Source organism: Micromonospora sp. NPDC048898, from assembly GCF_043198035.1.
In the GTDB taxonomy this organism is placed as follows: Bacteria; Actinomycetota; Actinomycetes; order Mycobacteriales; family Micromonosporaceae; genus Micromonospora.
Window position 1 is genome coordinate 65,602 of sequence record NZ_JBICUF010000013.1, and the last position, 15,001, is coordinate 80,602.

At 69.1% G+C, this 15,001-nt stretch carries 11 protein-coding genes; 6 read left to right on the forward strand and 5 right to left on the reverse strand.

What is annotated here, in order from left to right:
• Positions 1-296 precede the first annotated feature (296 nt).
• Together ACGFIQ_RS27090 and ACGFIQ_RS27095 are read left to right on the forward strand one after the other, a co-directional pair.
• On the forward strand, positions 297-782 hold the full coding sequence (locus tag ACGFIQ_RS27090) for an SRPBCC family protein (protein ID WP_393248245.1): 486 nt from the start codon (positions 297-299) through the stop codon (positions 780-782).
• Positions 779-1,414, forward strand: coding sequence for an SRPBCC family protein (locus ACGFIQ_RS27095; protein ID WP_393248247.1), 636 nt, complete (start codon positions 779-781; stop codon positions 1,412-1,414). Before ACGFIQ_RS27090 ends, ACGFIQ_RS27095 begins: the two co-directional genes overlap by 4 nt.
• Before the next feature lie 68 nt (positions 1,415-1,482).
• On the opposite strand, the gene ACGFIQ_RS27100 is transcribed toward ACGFIQ_RS27095, so the two are convergent.
• Entirely contained in the window at positions 1,483-4,179 is a 2,697-nt protein-coding gene (locus ACGFIQ_RS27100) for an AAA family ATPase (protein ID WP_393248249.1), read from the reverse strand.
• Positions 4,180-4,290: 111 nt separating this feature from the next.
• The gene (locus ACGFIQ_RS27105; RefSeq protein WP_393248430.1) at positions 4,291-4,767 is read right to left on the reverse strand and encodes a VOC family protein; all 477 of its coding nucleotides are present in this window, start codon (positions 4,765-4,767) and stop codon (positions 4,291-4,293) included.
• A 98-nt stretch (positions 4,768-4,865) separates the two neighbouring features.
• Between ACGFIQ_RS27105 and ACGFIQ_RS27110 the strand changes: the two genes are divergently transcribed.
• The 3 genes from ACGFIQ_RS27110 to ACGFIQ_RS27120 all read left to right on the forward strand — a co-directional run bounded on the left by ACGFIQ_RS27110 (position 4,866) and on the right by ACGFIQ_RS27120 (position 7,106).
• On the forward strand, positions 4,866-5,666 hold the full coding sequence (locus ACGFIQ_RS27110; protein WP_393248251.1) for a helix-turn-helix transcriptional regulator: 801 nt from the start codon (positions 4,866-4,868) through the stop codon (positions 5,664-5,666).
• Between the two features lie 241 nt (positions 5,667-5,907).
• The gene (locus tag ACGFIQ_RS27115; RefSeq protein WP_393248253.1) at positions 5,908-6,351 is read left to right on the forward strand and encodes a hypothetical protein; all 444 of its coding nucleotides are present in this window, start codon (positions 5,908-5,910) and stop codon (positions 6,349-6,351) included.
• Between the two features lie 149 nt (positions 6,352-6,500).
• Positions 6,501-7,106 (forward strand): ATP-binding protein, encoded by a 606-nt coding sequence (locus ACGFIQ_RS27120; protein ID WP_393248255.1) that lies wholly within the window; start codon positions 6,501-6,503, stop codon positions 7,104-7,106.
• A 368-nt stretch (positions 7,107-7,474) separates the two neighbouring features.
• Here the strand turns inward: ACGFIQ_RS27120 and ACGFIQ_RS27125 are convergent, their stop codons facing one another.
• The 3 genes from ACGFIQ_RS27125 to ACGFIQ_RS27135 all read right to left on the reverse strand — a co-directional run bounded on the left by ACGFIQ_RS27125 (position 7,475) and on the right by ACGFIQ_RS27135 (position 13,495).
• The gene (locus ACGFIQ_RS27125) at positions 7,475-8,095 is read right to left on the reverse strand and encodes a DUF4241 domain-containing protein (protein WP_393248257.1); all 621 of its coding nucleotides are present in this window, start codon (positions 8,093-8,095) and stop codon (positions 7,475-7,477) included.
• Positions 8,096-8,671: 576 nt separating this feature from the next.
• The gene (locus ACGFIQ_RS27130; RefSeq protein ID WP_393248259.1) at positions 8,672-11,443 is read right to left on the reverse strand and encodes a DNA/RNA helicase domain-containing protein; all 2,772 of its coding nucleotides are present in this window, start codon (positions 11,441-11,443) and stop codon (positions 8,672-8,674) included.
• Between the two features lie 876 nt (positions 11,444-12,319).
• Positions 12,320-13,495, reverse strand: coding sequence for a metallophosphoesterase (locus tag ACGFIQ_RS27135; protein WP_393248261.1), 1,176 nt, complete (start codon positions 13,493-13,495; stop codon positions 12,320-12,322).
• 233 nt (positions 13,496-13,728) lie between these two features.
• On the opposite strand from ACGFIQ_RS27135, the gene ACGFIQ_RS27140 reads away from it, so the two are divergent.
• A complete protein-coding gene (locus ACGFIQ_RS27140) occupies positions 13,729-14,835 on the forward strand; it encodes a hypothetical protein (protein ID WP_393248263.1) in 1,107 nt (368 codons plus the stop codon).
• The last annotated feature ends 166 nt before the right edge of the window (positions 14,836-15,001 follow it).

Here is a 15,001-nt window from a genome sequence, read left to right on the forward strand (position 1 = left end):
ACCGCGAAAGCGACCCACGTGCCACTCATGCCGAAGCCGAGCATCAGCACGGCAAGGAGTCCCGAGATGATCCCCAGCAGCACCGCTGCGACTCGACGAAACCTGTCGGGCTGAGGTCGGCAGCAGGCACGGAGGTAACGATCTTCGCCGTGGCGGGCCCGCGCACCGCGAACTAGGTAGTTCTTGCCGATGTGCAGCAGTTTGCGTCTTGGCACGATCGCTTCTGCCGGGTGTGGATCTAGCGGCTCGCTCGTGCCCGGCGTTCCGATCACCAGTGACCGCAGAAGGGCTTCACGATGGAGAACATTACGGACACCGACGAGGCCGGCATCGACGTGTCGGCCCCGGTGGTCAGCCGCCACAGCGTCACGGTGACCGCGTCGGCGGAAGCCGTGTGGCGGATCCTCACCGACATCGACGCATGGACGACCTGGCTGCCAGAAATCCCGTACGTACGCGTGGAAACACCCGGTCCGCTCGCCCCGGGCTCCGTGTTCCGCTGGTCGGCCGCGGGCATGGAGATCGAGTCGACGATCGTTCAGGTACGGCCGCGGGAACGCCTCGTGTGGCGGGGATACGGTGACGGACCGGACGGGGTCCTCGGTGTCCACGTCTGGGCGCTCACTCCGGCCGGCGACGGTGTGGAGGTGTCGACCGAGGAGTCCTTCGCGGGTCCGCCTGTCGATGCCGACCCTGGGCCGTTCCAGGAGGGCCTCGACACGACCCTCGCCATGTGGCTGGAACGACTCAAGGGCACCGCCGAGGCGGTGGCCGCCTCATGAAGAATCGTGTGTTTGCCGTCGCGACGGCGGTGGTCGTGGCCGGCCTCGTGGGCACCGCAGGTGCGCCGGCTCGGGCCGAGGTCAGGCGCGATGTCGGTGCCGACCACGCGACGGTGCAATGTGCGGGAAGGACTGTCGACACCGCGGCGAAGATTCGCTATCGGACGGAGACGACGATCGACGCTCCGCTACGGACCGTCTGGAGGTTGCAGACCGACGTGGAGCGCTGGCCGTCGTGGCAGAAGCCGGTTTCCTCCAGCAAGCGGCTCGATCGTGGGCCACTGCGTCCCGGTTCGTCGTTTCGGTGGACGACACCGGTCCCCGAGACCGCGCTGAATCCCGCCACCACCCTCGTCGTCACGTCCACCGTCCGGCAGCTCCAGCACCAGCGGTGTCTTCGGTGGGACGGTCCGGCGATCGGAGCGGGGCTGCGCATCGACGAGGGGGTGCACGTGTGGACGTTCACCGAGATCGACGGTCGGGTTCTCGTGCGTACCGAGGAGACGTGGCGCGGTGACCAGGTCGAGCAGGACGTCGATTTCTCCACCGTGGCTCTCGGCGAGGGCCTCAAGACGTGGCTGACCGAGCTGAAGACGCGTGCCGAACGGGAGTGTGATCACGCCCGGCGCTGACGTGACCCAAGGGCCCCGCCGGTCTGGTACCGGCGGGGCCCTTTCGTCGCTCGGTCGGCCCGGCTCCGTCAGCGGAGTAGTTCGCGTAGCTGCCGGCGTGAGGTGATGCCCAGTTTGCGGTAGAGGTTGCGCAGGTGGGCGTCGATCGTTCGCGGGCTGACGAACAGCAGCGCGGCGACTTCCTTGGTGCCTGCGCCGGAGGCGACCTTGCGGGCGACGAGTAGTTCGCGGGCGCTCAGCCCCGCGAACGGATCGGCGTCGTCGGCCAGGGTCGGCTCGCCGATGGCATCCAGTTCGCGGGCGGCGCGGCCGGCGAACCCGCGCGCGCCGATGGTGGAGAGCAGTTCGTGCGCGGCGCGCAGCTCCACCCGCGCCTCGGCGCGACGGCCGACCCGTCGCAGCCACTGCCCGTAGAGCAGTCGGGCACGCGCGTAGTGGACTCGCATCCTGCTCCCGGCGAACCGGCTGATCGCGGCACGGTAGTGGTCCTGCGCGCCGAGCCCCGGGTCGAGCAGCGCACACGCCAGCAGATGCGCGCCAGTCGTCCACGCGTTCGGGTTGACCCGTGCGACATCCCCGATCCAGTCAGCCGATTCCTTGGCTTCTTCGGGACGTCCGACGAACGCGGCGGCCTCGACCAGCTCGTGGTGGAAGGCGGTGACCGCGTACGCGCCGCGCCGGTGCTGGTCCCGCACGAGCAGCAACGCGTCGAGCGCGGAGTCATGGTCGCCGCTGCCGTTGCACAGCACGCCCTCCGCGTAGTGCAGCGCGGTGAAATTCACCCCCACCCAGCCGCGCAGCTTCTCCCGGATCTCCCGGAACCGGTCGACGTCCCCGCTCCAGGCGGCAAGCATCAGGTCGGACCCGACGAGGTTGGACGTCCCGGCGGCCTCGTCGACCGCACGCGCCTCGATGATGCAGACCTGCGCGTCGGCGAAGCGGCCCACGATCGTCCGGGCTGCCGCCTGGAAGCGCAACGCATGGGGAAGGATCGCGTAGGCACCCTGTGCCCGGGCGAGTTCCACCTGACGGTCGGCGATCTCCTCCATGGCGTCGCTGTCACCGAGGTCGACGCTCAGCACGCAGGCGCGTTCCATCCACCACGGATCCGCGTCGGACGTGCGGGCGTGGTCCCGGAAGGCGTCGACCGTGCGGCGCATCAGGGGCATCGCCTCGTCCACCGGGCGGAGGTGCTGCTCGACCAACGCCTGCAGCAGCAGGTCGACCGGGCGTGGCGGCTGACGCTGGGGCACCCGTTCCCGGATGTGCAGGGCGAGCCGCCGCAACCTCCCCGGCTCGTCGACGCTGAACATGAGCGATGCGAACGCCTCCAGGTAGGTCTCGCGGACCTCGTCGGGCCCCATGCCGTCGGCCGCCTCGATGAGCGCGATCGTCGCCGGGATACTGCGCGCCACGTGATAGTCGATCGTCGCGCGTAGCAGTCGCGCGGCGCGGCGGTCGACGGCGTCCGGCTGGAGACGCTCGGCCTCGTCCACCAACTCCCGGGCGGCAGAGGGCGCCCCCGAACCCAACCGCGCCCGGGCCGCGGCCAACAACCGGCGGGCCTGCCGCGACCGGCCGGGTGTCAGTCGGGCCGCGCGCTCGAGGAACGCGGCCACGGCCGCGAGTCCGCCGCGGCGCTGTGCCCGCCCGGCCGAACGCTCCAGCTCGGCCGCGGTCTCCTCATCCGGGCCGGTGATCGCGTTCGCCTGGTGCCAGGCGCGACGGTCGGGATCGACGTCGACGTCCGTACCGGCGGCGAGCGCCGCATGGGCCTGCCGTCGCGCTTCGGCGCCGGTCGACAGGTACACCGCGGAACGCGCCAACGGATGCCGGAAGTGCACCCGGGGCCCGGTCACCAGCAGGCCGCTGTCCTCGGCCGCGGTCAGGTCCACGGCGTCCAGCCCCTGGATCGCCATCGCACGCCGCAGCAGAACGAGGTCACCTGTCGGCTCCGCCGCGGCCAGCGCCAGAACCGAGCGCGTGGGTGCCGGCAGCCGCAGGAACCGACTCACGAACCGGTGCTCCACGGCGCGGTGCCCGGCGTCCCCGGGTAGCCCGAATGGTCCGGCGTCGCGGGCGAACTCCACCAGGGCGAGAGGATTGCCGGCCGCTTCGGCGAGGATCCGTTGCACGATCGCTGCCTCGTGGCCGAAGGGTGCCCGATACCGCAGCAGGGTGAGGGCTTCCGAATCGGAGAGCCCGGTGAGAGTGAGGGCGGGTAGGCGACCGAGCTCCGACACCGAGGCGACGTCGCGGGCAGCGAACACCATGGCGACCCGCTCCACCGCCACGCGTGCCGCGACGAATGCCAGTACCTGCCGCGAGCCCGCGTCGATCCACTGCACGTCGTCGACCGCGCAGAACACCGGCCTGCGCCGGCCTGCGGCACTCAGCAGGCCCAGGACGGCCAGGCCGACGAGCATCGGGGTCGGCCTGACCCCGGCGTGCAGCCCGAACACCGCGTCGAGCGCGCTCCGCTGCGGTACGGGGAGCCCAGCGCGGTGGTCGAGCACGGGCGCGCACAACTGGTGCAGGGCCGAGTAGGGCAGTTCGCTCTCGAACTCGACACCACCGGCCCGCAGCACCTGCCATCCGTCGAACCGCGAAGCGACCTCACCGATGAGCGTCGACTTGCCGATCCCCGCGTCACCGAGAACGAGCATCGCCCCGCCACGGCCCCGCGCCGCGGCTGCCGTCAGCGAGGCGATCTCGCCCAGCTCCGCCTCGCGAGCGACGAACAATCCCGACCTGATATCTGTCATCAGCTTCTGCGTGTCGCCGGACGAATGGTGCCCTCCGGTTGTTCGGCCCCACCTATGGTATCCGGAGCAGCGCACCGACCGGGACGGGCGCCGGGTCCGGAGTCGGCGCTCCTACGAGGGCAACTCGAACAGTTCCAGCTGGATGCCGTCGGGGTCACGGAGATAGAGGATCTTCGTCCCGGCCAGCGCCCCCGCTTCGACGCCATCGCCGTCCTGGAGCACGACCGGGTCGGCGTTGACGTGCACGCCCCGCTCCACCAGGTCGCGGTGCGCCGAGTCGAGGTCGTCGACCTCAAAACACAGGTGCATCACTCCAACGTCAGAGTTGCGCCCGGTGAAGGGCCTCGGCTGCGGGCTGTCGTACTGGATGAGTTCCAGCAGGACGTTGTCACCGGCCAACGCGAAGGATGCCCGCATCGACGCGTTCTCGACCTCGACAACCGCACCGATCGCCGGGTTCGTCGCCGAGATCGTCACGCCGTTCGGCGCGATACCGAGGACGTCCTCGTACCACCTCACCGACCGCGCCAAATCACTGACTGGCACTCCGATGTGATGCATTCTGGTCACTTTGCTCATGATCCCCATCCTGAAGGGCCGAGCCAGCGCTGTGGAAGGCACAGGTCTTCCGCGTACCGCTGGTACCACCCAGCTCCCCGGAGGTCCGATGGCGGATCATGGGGCTCATGAATGACCTCGGAGCCGCGTTGCGGACCTGGCGGGATCGCACGGACCCGGCCGCGGTCGGTCTCACGAACGCATCACCTCGCCGCGTCGCCGGGCTACGACGCGGCGAGCTGGCAGCACTGGCCGGCATCTCCCCCGAATACGTGGCACGCCTCGAACAGGGCCGGGCCGCCACACCGTCGGCACAGGTGTGCACCTCCCTGGCCCGCGCGCTACGACTCTCCGACGACGAGGAGGCGCACCTGATGCGCCTTGCCGGCTTCGCCGCGGCCCCGGACCGGATACCCCACCTGCTCCCCGGCAGCCTGCACCGCGTCATCGACCACCTCGGCGACACCCCGGTGGCCGTCTACGACGCCGTGTGGCGGCTGCTGCACTGGAACCGGCTGTTCGCGGCCGTCTTCGGCGACCCCACGGGCGCCACCGCCGACGACCGCAACGCCCTGATCGTCCAGTTCGAATCCCGAAACCCCCGAGTCCGCCAGACCGACGCCGAGCGCGCCTACTTCGAGCAGTCGTTGGTGGCCGACCTGCGCGCCACCAGCGCCCGCTATCCGAACGATCCCGACGTGACGGCACTGATCTCGCGGATGGCCGGGAACGACAGGTTCCGCCGCCTCTGGGCTCTTCGCGCGGTGGCCCATCACGAGAGCGCGCACAAGACCGCCGTACACCCGGACGTGGGCGCCATCCCGCTCGACGCCAACGTCCTGACCACCCAGAACACCGACCTGCGCCTCGTGGTCCTCACGCCTCGGCCCGACACCAACGCTCGCGAGAAGTTGAATCAACTGGGCTGACGACACCGACTCCGGTCTGGACCACGGTCTCTTGACCAACCAGGGAGCCAGCGGCGTCTCACCCGCTCCACGGGCTACCCGCAGCGGGAGTCTGCCCGGGGTCCGGCCGATCGCACAGAGGCCACGACGGACCGGACAACGACAGCCGACTAGGCAATTCCTACCGATGCGATGCCGAGCCCTGCCAGCGGATGATCTCAGTGTCTGACACCTGGTCACGACATCGAACGGGGATACATCCATGACTGTCCACGTTGACCTGCCCGTCGACGCCACGACCGCCACCAACCCGACCCGCTGGCAGGATCGCACCGGGCGGGTGCTGATGGCGATCACCGCCGCAGCCACTCTGGTCCCGTTCGTCGAGGGCGTCTTCCGCCTCGGCAGCCTCCCCGACGACCTGGTGCTGACGGAGTTCTGGCGGACGTGCGCGTACATCGTGTTCGCCGGTATGTGGGCCATGCTGGCGATCGCGCCGCGGAAACAGCGCGGCATGTGGGAACTCCTCCTTTTCCACAAGATCGTGGTCACCGTGCAGGCCGCGTTCGTCCTCGACATCCCGCACGCGACGCGGACCCTGTTCGCCGACGGGCTCGTGTCGCTGACCACCATCGGCGCCTACCTGCTCTGCCGGGGGTGGCACACCTGGCGGCGCGGAGCGCTGGGGCCGAGCGACAACCGATGACCCGGCCCGGACGGGCAGCCCATTGACCATGTCGATCGATGGAGGATCTGACGTGAACGCTACGCGCAGGCGGCTGGCCGCGGTCATCGCGGTGACGACGGCCGACGTGGCTGGCCGTCGATGACCGGGCTCACGGCGCGGGGCAGCCGATGGATCTGAGGCACGATGCTGACTTCCGTCAATCTCCAGGGTTTCTGACCGGGCGTGGGCCCGAACTCGCGGAGCTGTGGGACGCCGTACAACGGCTGCGTCTCGGCACCGGCGGCGTGGTCTGGATCGAGGGCGAGCCGGGGATCGGCAAGTCGTCCCTCGTGGCGGCCGCTGCCCACGTTGGCAGAGAGCTGGGCTGCCAGGTGTCAGAGGGTGTCGCCGACCAGCTGGCTCATCCGCCACTCCTGGGCGTGCTACTCGACTGCCTGGAAATCAGGCCGCGCTCGACCGATCCCCATCGGGCGCGGATCGCGGAGTTCCTGACCGACAGGCGATCCGTCCTCGATCTGGCCGACGCCGGTCACGCCGCGGCGGCCGTGGAGATGGTCGTCGCCCTGGTCGACGAATTGTGCACCGCCGGCCCGATGATGCTCCTCGTCGACGACGTGCAGTGGGCCGACGACGCGTCCATCGATGTGTGCCGCCGTGCCGGTGCGCCTGTCGTTCGGGTCGCTGTCCGGCGTGAGGCCGACCGACTTCTGCCGACGGATATGCCCCACATTCCGTTGCTGCCACCTGTGACGTTGCGCCAACCCCGGGTGTAGTACGGGATGCCGATGTTGATCCGCCCGGCCTGCATCGCACCGCGCGCGTCGTCCGACACCCGTGCCATCCAGTCCCGGTTCGCCTCGGCGGCGGATCCGATGCTGCCGTAGTGGTCGTTGGCGAAGGCCGGCGTGGCCGGACCGGCGACAGCTGTCGCGGTCGTCGCGACCAGGGTCATGACGAGCAGGGCGATCGCTGGCCTCGGCTGTCGGGAGCGCCGTGGCCACCGGAGAATCGGCTTCTTCGCCGGACCCGGTGGGGCGGATGCTGAGTGTGTCGTCGGCATGGCAGACCTCCGGCAGGCGTGATCGCGCGTGCGATCAGATGACGACGATCTACGCTGATGACGACGAGGGTCCCGCGGGGCCTATGCGTCGTGTAAGAGGAAGTCGGTCACGAAACAGGTGATCTCTCCGCGCCGCGTGCGGCCGACCCAGGTCTGATAGGTCCCGTCGCCCTCTCCAGCGGGAAACGCGACCAGGACGTTCTCGTCACCCTCGTCGCCGGGACAACCATCCACCTCCGAGCGCGGTATGACCGTAGGTCCCTCGCGCATCCAGGCCAGATCCTCCAGGAGAGTCAACTGCCAGCCGCCGCCGGACAACTCGGACAGCTGGCGGAAAGTCTGTTCGTCAGTGAAACACCCTGTACCGGCATTGACGTCGTACCCGGCGACCTCCGCATCGCTGCCGTCACGGAGGCTCGCCGGCAACGCCTTCTCCCAGCTCGCCGCCAGCTCGTCCCGGACACACAGCCGTGCCGCAGCGACGAGTCCGTCCATCACCAGAAGGTCCACCCGGTAGCGGCCGGCCGGCACCACCTGGACGAAGGGGGCCGGCAGGTCGTCGTACCGTCCCCCGAGCGGATCCGTGGCGACAACTCGACCGGTCGGCAACAGAAGCCACGTACGTTCGATCACGCACCCCGCACCGTCGACTCCCGGGCCAAGCGCGAACCTCTCGTCGTACTCGATTGGATCGTCCTGCATGCACCCACCCTCTCCGCTCGATCGCCAACGTGCGCCATGCCCGACTTGCACAGCAACCCGTACAGCCGCCCGCGACTCATTGTTGTTTCTGGCCAACCCCCCGCTACACCGGGCGGCAGGTCTGGAACCGTCAACGCACCGACCGCGATGCCCTCCCCCGGCATGGTCAGCGTCGCCGTCCAGGCAATCCAGAGCGCATCGACCTCGGCCAACGGCCTCCCCCGCTGCTGTGTGTTGGCCGGAGTGATCTGCTGCGGCGTGTGCGGCCGGATCATGGACTCCCACTGGGTCCACGACCGTGCCGGCTACCGATGTCGACACGGCAACACCAGCACCCGACCCACCTCATCGAGACGACAGAAGACCCTCTACGTCCGAGAGGACCTGCTATGGCGGCACCAACCACCATGGACCCTGACCGAATACGAGCACACGCGCCTGGCTCGGCATCCGGTTCCCGCCGGAAACGCGCCGCCCGGGTCCCGTCCCGCGGCGCGTGGCCGTCATGCTCTGCGAGTGGCCGAAGGGGGCAGCCCGGACGGCCGAGGTGCCGCGAAGAAAGCGGCCCACCGGTCGTCAGCCCCCGGAACCCACGGAGTCGGTAGCAGACCGTGCCCCGGCATGCACCCGGGCAGCCAGGAACGCCTGAGTCTCTGGATCCGTGGAATAGAGCAGCACACCACGCATGCCCCGGGTCATCAGCACCCGGTAGGTGTTGCGAATGAGGCGGTCGGCGACTTCGTCACTCATGGCCGCACTGGTGCGGAACACCGGATCCTTCGACGCTGAGGGGCGGGTGACCAGTCGGCCGTCACGGGCGACAAGGTCCGGACCGATGATGACGCCTGCCCAGTCGTAGTCGAAACCCTGAGCGGTGTAGACGGTGCCGATCTGACCGAAGCCGTTGAGGTCGGTTGCCCAGAAGGCGGAACCGGGGGCACCGCCGACGCTGCGCTCACTCCTGGCGTTCCAGGGCCGGGCCCACCCGTCGATCTGCACGTCCGGCACGAGCGAACCGTCCGGGCGAGGATCGCTCCAGGGCCAGCAGTAGCCGGCCGACAATCTCGCCGTCTCGCCAGCCGCATGCCTGCCGGCGAGGAACGCCTCCATCTCTTCCGGCGAGTCGGCCATCCGCAGGTCGAAACGACCGTCCCCGCTCCACGTCATCGGCTCATCATCATCGGCGCTGAGCAGGGCTTCGGTCCACTGGACGTAGGTGCGACTGCCGCCCGAGCGGAATTGGTCGTGCAGGGAGACAACCTCGATCTCCAGGTCGTGCTTTCTGGCATACCGGGCGATGAGCGTCAGGCTACCCAGCTCGCCAGGCCGGACCACCTGATCCTCGTCGAGGAGGAAGACCGGCACCCGGGCGGCTTCCATCAACTCCTCGATCTGCGGTCGATGCCGGTCCCGCCGACTTCCGCGGGTGAATCGGTTAACCGAGGTTGCCCGTATGCGATGGGCCTCGTCACAGATCAGCACGTCGAGGCCGTTCGGCTCAGCTTCCATGAAGCTGTTGAAGTAGTGGAACAGGCTCCGGAGCCGCTGATTTCCCTTAGCGGCGTACTGGCGCAAGGTCTGCGTAAACGATCGCGACCCGGTGGCGTGCATGACCGAATGGCCCTGCCGGGCCAGCTCGCCGAGCACTGACAGGCCGATGACGCTCTTGCCGCTACCTGGCCCACCGGACACCACCACGACCGTCTTACGTTTCGCGATGCGGGCGCGCTTCACCGCACGCAACACCATCTCGTACGCCATGCGCTGCTCGTCGAGCAGCCTGAAGTGCGAGCGCTCCCGCAGCTCCTGGCCGGCGTATGCCAGCAGGTGCCTGCTGGGGCGTACGGCACTCGCCAGCAGGCGGTCAGCGGCGCCCGCTCCGGAGGAGGACCCAAGGTGAGCGCTCAAGTAGTCGAGGAACTGTCCCCGTCGTTGCTTGGTGAAGACCCGGCCATGGTCGTCAGCACGGCCGGTGAGTAGGTCGCTGACGTCGCGATCCACGGCCTGGTACAGATAGGCGGCCCCTCGGATCGAACCGCCCCCGTCAGCGGCCAGCACACCGAGAACATCACTCAGGTATTCGCAGTAGGCGCCAACTTGCACACCCGGATGCAGGCTCGGTACTCCTGCACGCCCGACCACCACCAGCGAATCAGAACTCGCTACGAACTGCGCATGCGTCCACGGCTTCAGCTCAACAACCACGTACGCAGGACGCCCAGTCTCCGGATGCACACCGGCGAGCACCACGTCGACCTGCCTGGTGCTCTGCGGGAGTTGGAACCCGATGATCATGGAGACCGCGCCGAGCCCAGCCTTCACAAGCTCCTCAGCCAACGTGGCCACCCGGCGCATCGCCGCGCGAACTGCGGCCGCCACGATGGGATCGGAGTCGGGATGGGCGTGCCCGATGACTGCCCCAGGCAGAGCGCGCTTGGCGACGAGTCGCGTCAACTCGGCGGCAGAGAGAACGAATGTGACGCCGTCGAGGGACACCCGATCGATCTCCGGGTCCGGGGAAACGCCCGTGGTGGCGGTGCGCGGATCGACGCGGTCAGTAGAAGGTCGGGGCCGCGGGGCGCCAGCCGTCCCCGCCTGTGCCCCGCCCCCGAGGAGCACGGAAACCTCGGCGTTCGTCGGACCAAAGCGTGACTTGGCTAATGCCGACTGCACATCCTGTGGCGGCACCGGAGGATCCTGGCGGCGGTCCGAGAGCACCCACTCATTCCAGTCCACCAACCAGGAGAGGGCATGAGGGCTCGAGAACAGCATGACGCGCCGGAGGCAGGCACTGAGCGCCGCACGATGCTCCGGGCGGGGTGCCGCCCGCAGCGAGCCAGAAAACACCCGCAGCCGGCCACCGGACAGGACCTCGACGCTGGGCGCGGTGCGCAGCGCCGCACGAAGCCGATCCCACGAACACCGCAATTGCACCTGCCCATCCGCCTGATCCGGCAAGGCCAGGGTCACGACATCTTTGGCCGAGGTGACCATGAATGCCTCACCCGCCCGCCCGCCCGAGGTGGTGCCCCCGGCGCTGAGCATGGCGGCGAACTGCTCGACCTCGTTGATCGGCACCGTAACGCGAAGCGACGCCGCCAGCGGACGAACAGCCTGCACCGGCAGCGGAACACAGCGATCGGGGAGGTCCACCGACAACTCCCGCGACGCAAGGAGAAGCTGGTTCATGACAGCGGACTCGACGGCCGCTTGCGGCTCGCTGAGCGCGTCGGGCAGCAGCGCCTCGCCGGCAGGCACAGCCGCGACGAGGTTATGAGCCTGCTGGTAGCTCTCACCGGTGTAGCGGCTACGGGCGCGTGCGAGATCCTTGACCTGGACGCGGGTCACCGCGTACGCCGACCGCTAGCGGCACCCACCGCGTCTCGGCTCCAGGTCCGCAACTCGCACAGCAGTCGGACCGCCAGGTCACCGTGCGACTGGGGCCTTACCGCCACGAGGAGCAGGATCGGCGCGATACACAGCGCTAGCAGCATGATCGGAATGTGGGCGATCGCGACAATCAGCGGTCGCACCACCGTGGCCGGCACAGCCGCAAGGTCGAATGAGGGCACGCTCGTCTCCCGTTCCGCTGCCCGGCCAACGGCAATCGAGATAACGCACCTACAACGACAAGTGTGTGACGCGCGGAGGGTGGCACACCCTTCAGTCGCCCTCACTGGACCCCAGCCGGGAGGTCCATGACGACTTGGTCACCGTGATTGACCAACAACAGAGTAGCGGTCACGTCAAGTCGAACTTCGACATGCCCATGGTCCCAGCAACTGGCCAGCAGGGACCGATAGGAAACTGTGGAGGAAACGCTGAGCACCGTCGAACGCGCCGTCACCATCAGCCAGGTTGCGGCGCTCGCAGGGCCTCCACCGGCACGGCCTCCAAGGCGCTCAACGGCCGCGGCGCGCTACGGCCGGAGACCCGGCTACGGATGCAACAGGCCGCCGATCAGCTGGGTTCCAAGGAGCTGACCGTGTGTCGCCCTCGTAACCAGCGCCTCACGACGGTGACTCTGTCGGTGAGTGCCATCCCGCCGCTGCGCCGCTCGCGATGGATCCACCCCATCGTCTCGGGCAAGTCACCCGGCTGGAACTGTTCGTCGACCTCATCGGGTGCATGCGGGTGGATCCCTGGGCCCGGGGTTGCCAGCGGAGTTGACCGGGGAATCCCGGTCACGTTCAGGTGAGGCGGTAGGTGTTGGCCCGGTCGGGGCTACCTCGCTCGGAGGGTGAGCAGGGTGATCTCGCTCGGCGCGAAGATCCGGAATGGCGGACCCCAGAAGCCGGTCCCCCGGCTCGTGTAGAGCTGGGTCTGGCCATGCCGGCTGAGGCCCTGCACGACCGGCTGGTCGAGCCGGACCAGGTAGTGGAACGGCCACATCTGGCCGCCGTGGGTGTGCCCGGACAGTTGCAGATCCACGCCGGCCGCGACCGCGTCGCCGATCTGCTTGGGCTGGTGCGCCAGCAGCAGCACGGGCAGCCGCGGGTCGGTGCCGGCGAGCGCCGCGGCGTGGTCGGCGCGGTGACCGGCGACGCCGGACGAGGCGGCGGTCACGTCGTCCACCCCGGCGACGACGAGCCGGGCGCCGCCCCGCTCGACCACAAGGTGCCGGTTGTGCAGCGGTTCCCAGCCGAGGGTCCGCATGTGCTCGACCCAGCCCTCCGCCTCGCCGTAGTACTCGTGGTTGCCCGTCACGTACACCCGGGCCAGCCGGGCCCGGACGGCGCCCAACGGCGCGGCCTGCGCCCGGCGCTGGTCGACCGTACCGTCGGCGATGTCGCCGGTGTGGCAGACGATGTCGGCAGCCAACCCGTTGACCACCTCGGTGGTCCGCGCGGACCAGCGGGCACGGTCGATCGGTCCGTAGTGGGTATCCGTCAGCAGCACCACCCGGACCCCGTCGAGACCCGCACCCAGCCGATCCACGGTGACGTCCACCCGCCGGACCCGGGGCACTCGCATCGCCTCGGCGTACCCCCAGACGGCCAGGACGACCGAGACGACCGCCGCACCGACCGCCACAGCCCGCGACCGCACCGGATCGGCGACCCCCGCGGCGGCCAGCGGGAGCCGGGCCACATTACCGAGCAGCGCCCAGACGAACAGGATCCAGACCAGGCCAAGGAGTGTGTCCCCCGCGCGGGCCGCCGCGTCCAGCCGCCGGCGGCCGTGCCCGAGATACATCAGAACGGGGAACGCGACAAGCGCGACGACGAACACACTCGTGCCGGCGGCCACCACCGGCGCCGGCCACCGCGCCGCCACCGTCAACGTCCACCACGGCAGCCCGAACAGCAACGCCAGGAGCGCGACCAGCGTCGCCCCGGACACCAGCGGTCGCAGCGACCCTCGCGCCGGCCGCACCTGTACGGCATCGCCAGCAGCCATCGTCGTCCTCCGTTCGGGTCTGTGCAGCATGACACGGTCCGGGCCGGATCGACCATTGCCCCACCGCCGATGACACTCAGCGCCACTCTGAAGCTCGCGCACGTCTAGCTGTGCTGGTCCACTCTTCGACGGAGCCGAAGAGTGGACCAGCCTGAAAGGCCCTCATGACATCGCTCGTGGGATCGGCGTCTCAGATGGCGGACCCGCAGCACACTTCCGCCCCCTCAACTGCAATGCCCTACATCGATCGACAGCACTTCGGCAGGGTGACGTTGGGCGACTCGGGACGCCGGCCGGTGCCAGCCATCCCGGAGCTCAGGACCTGTACGTGGGCCATAAGATCCACGTCTATGGTCCGCACCACACCTCCGCGTCCTCTGGACATCGCGGCACTCTTCCCTGAACTGCGGGAACATTCCATCACCGCTACCCGCCTGCATCCCCGACCCGGCGCTCCGACCATTACCGACAGTTCGGTCGGCGGACCGCTGCTCTGGCCGGCCGACGAGGTATGGCCGGTCTGCGACGACGCCGGGGCGCACGAGCCATGGAACCTGACGACCCCGGCCGCCCTGCACCGCAGGCGGGAGATTCTCGCGAGCGCCGAAGCTCGGGAGCCGCTGCCGGGCGGAGACTTCTTGACTGCGGAGGAGCGGGCCGAGCTCGATGCGGCCGACGCTCTGGACCTGGACGACCTGACCAAGGATCCCATCCCGTTGGTCCCGGTCGCGCAGTTGTACCGACGAGATATCCCGGACTACGCCGGTCCGGACGGCACCGACCTACTCCAGGTGCTGTGGTGCCCGGTGGACCACTCGGACCGGCACTACAGCCCTCGCGTCTTCCTCTACTGGCGCGACAGTTCCGCCGTTGGCCCGCTGCTCGAAGCACCTCCCGAACCGCCGGTGATCAGCGACACGTACCTGCCGCTTCCGTGCGTGGTGCACCCCGAGCAGGTCCGCGAGTACCAATACGCCGCCCTGCTCCCCGACGCCCTACGCGAGCGGCTCGACGAGTGGGATGACGACGAAGACGAGAGCCGGCCCCACTACCAGAGCGACTTGTCGCTCGCGCCGGGATGGAAGGTCGGCGGGTACGCGAACTGGTCACTGACCGATCCGTACGTGATGGACTGTGCTGCCTGCGGCACCACGATGACCCTGATTCTCACGGTCGACTCAAGCGACTGGAACGGCATGCATTGCAGCTGGCGCCCGTCCGAGGAAGACCCGACCGCGTCCCCAGACACCGTCGGCGTGCAGATCGGGCGCGGCTACTCGCTGTACACCTTCCGCTGTCCCGAATCAATCGATCATCCCCCGGCCACCGCTATGCAGTGACGCGACCTCCCGCCATGGCGTGCCGACAAGCTGGCCGCCCGATACGAAGCCACCATCCAACTCGCGTGACGCCCGATCCGCCCGACTGGGCGTTACCGGCCGCACCCGGGTCGCCGTGAGCCGAGCGCCGCCGACACGGGCGAGCGTGATTCACCTCGCACAAGTT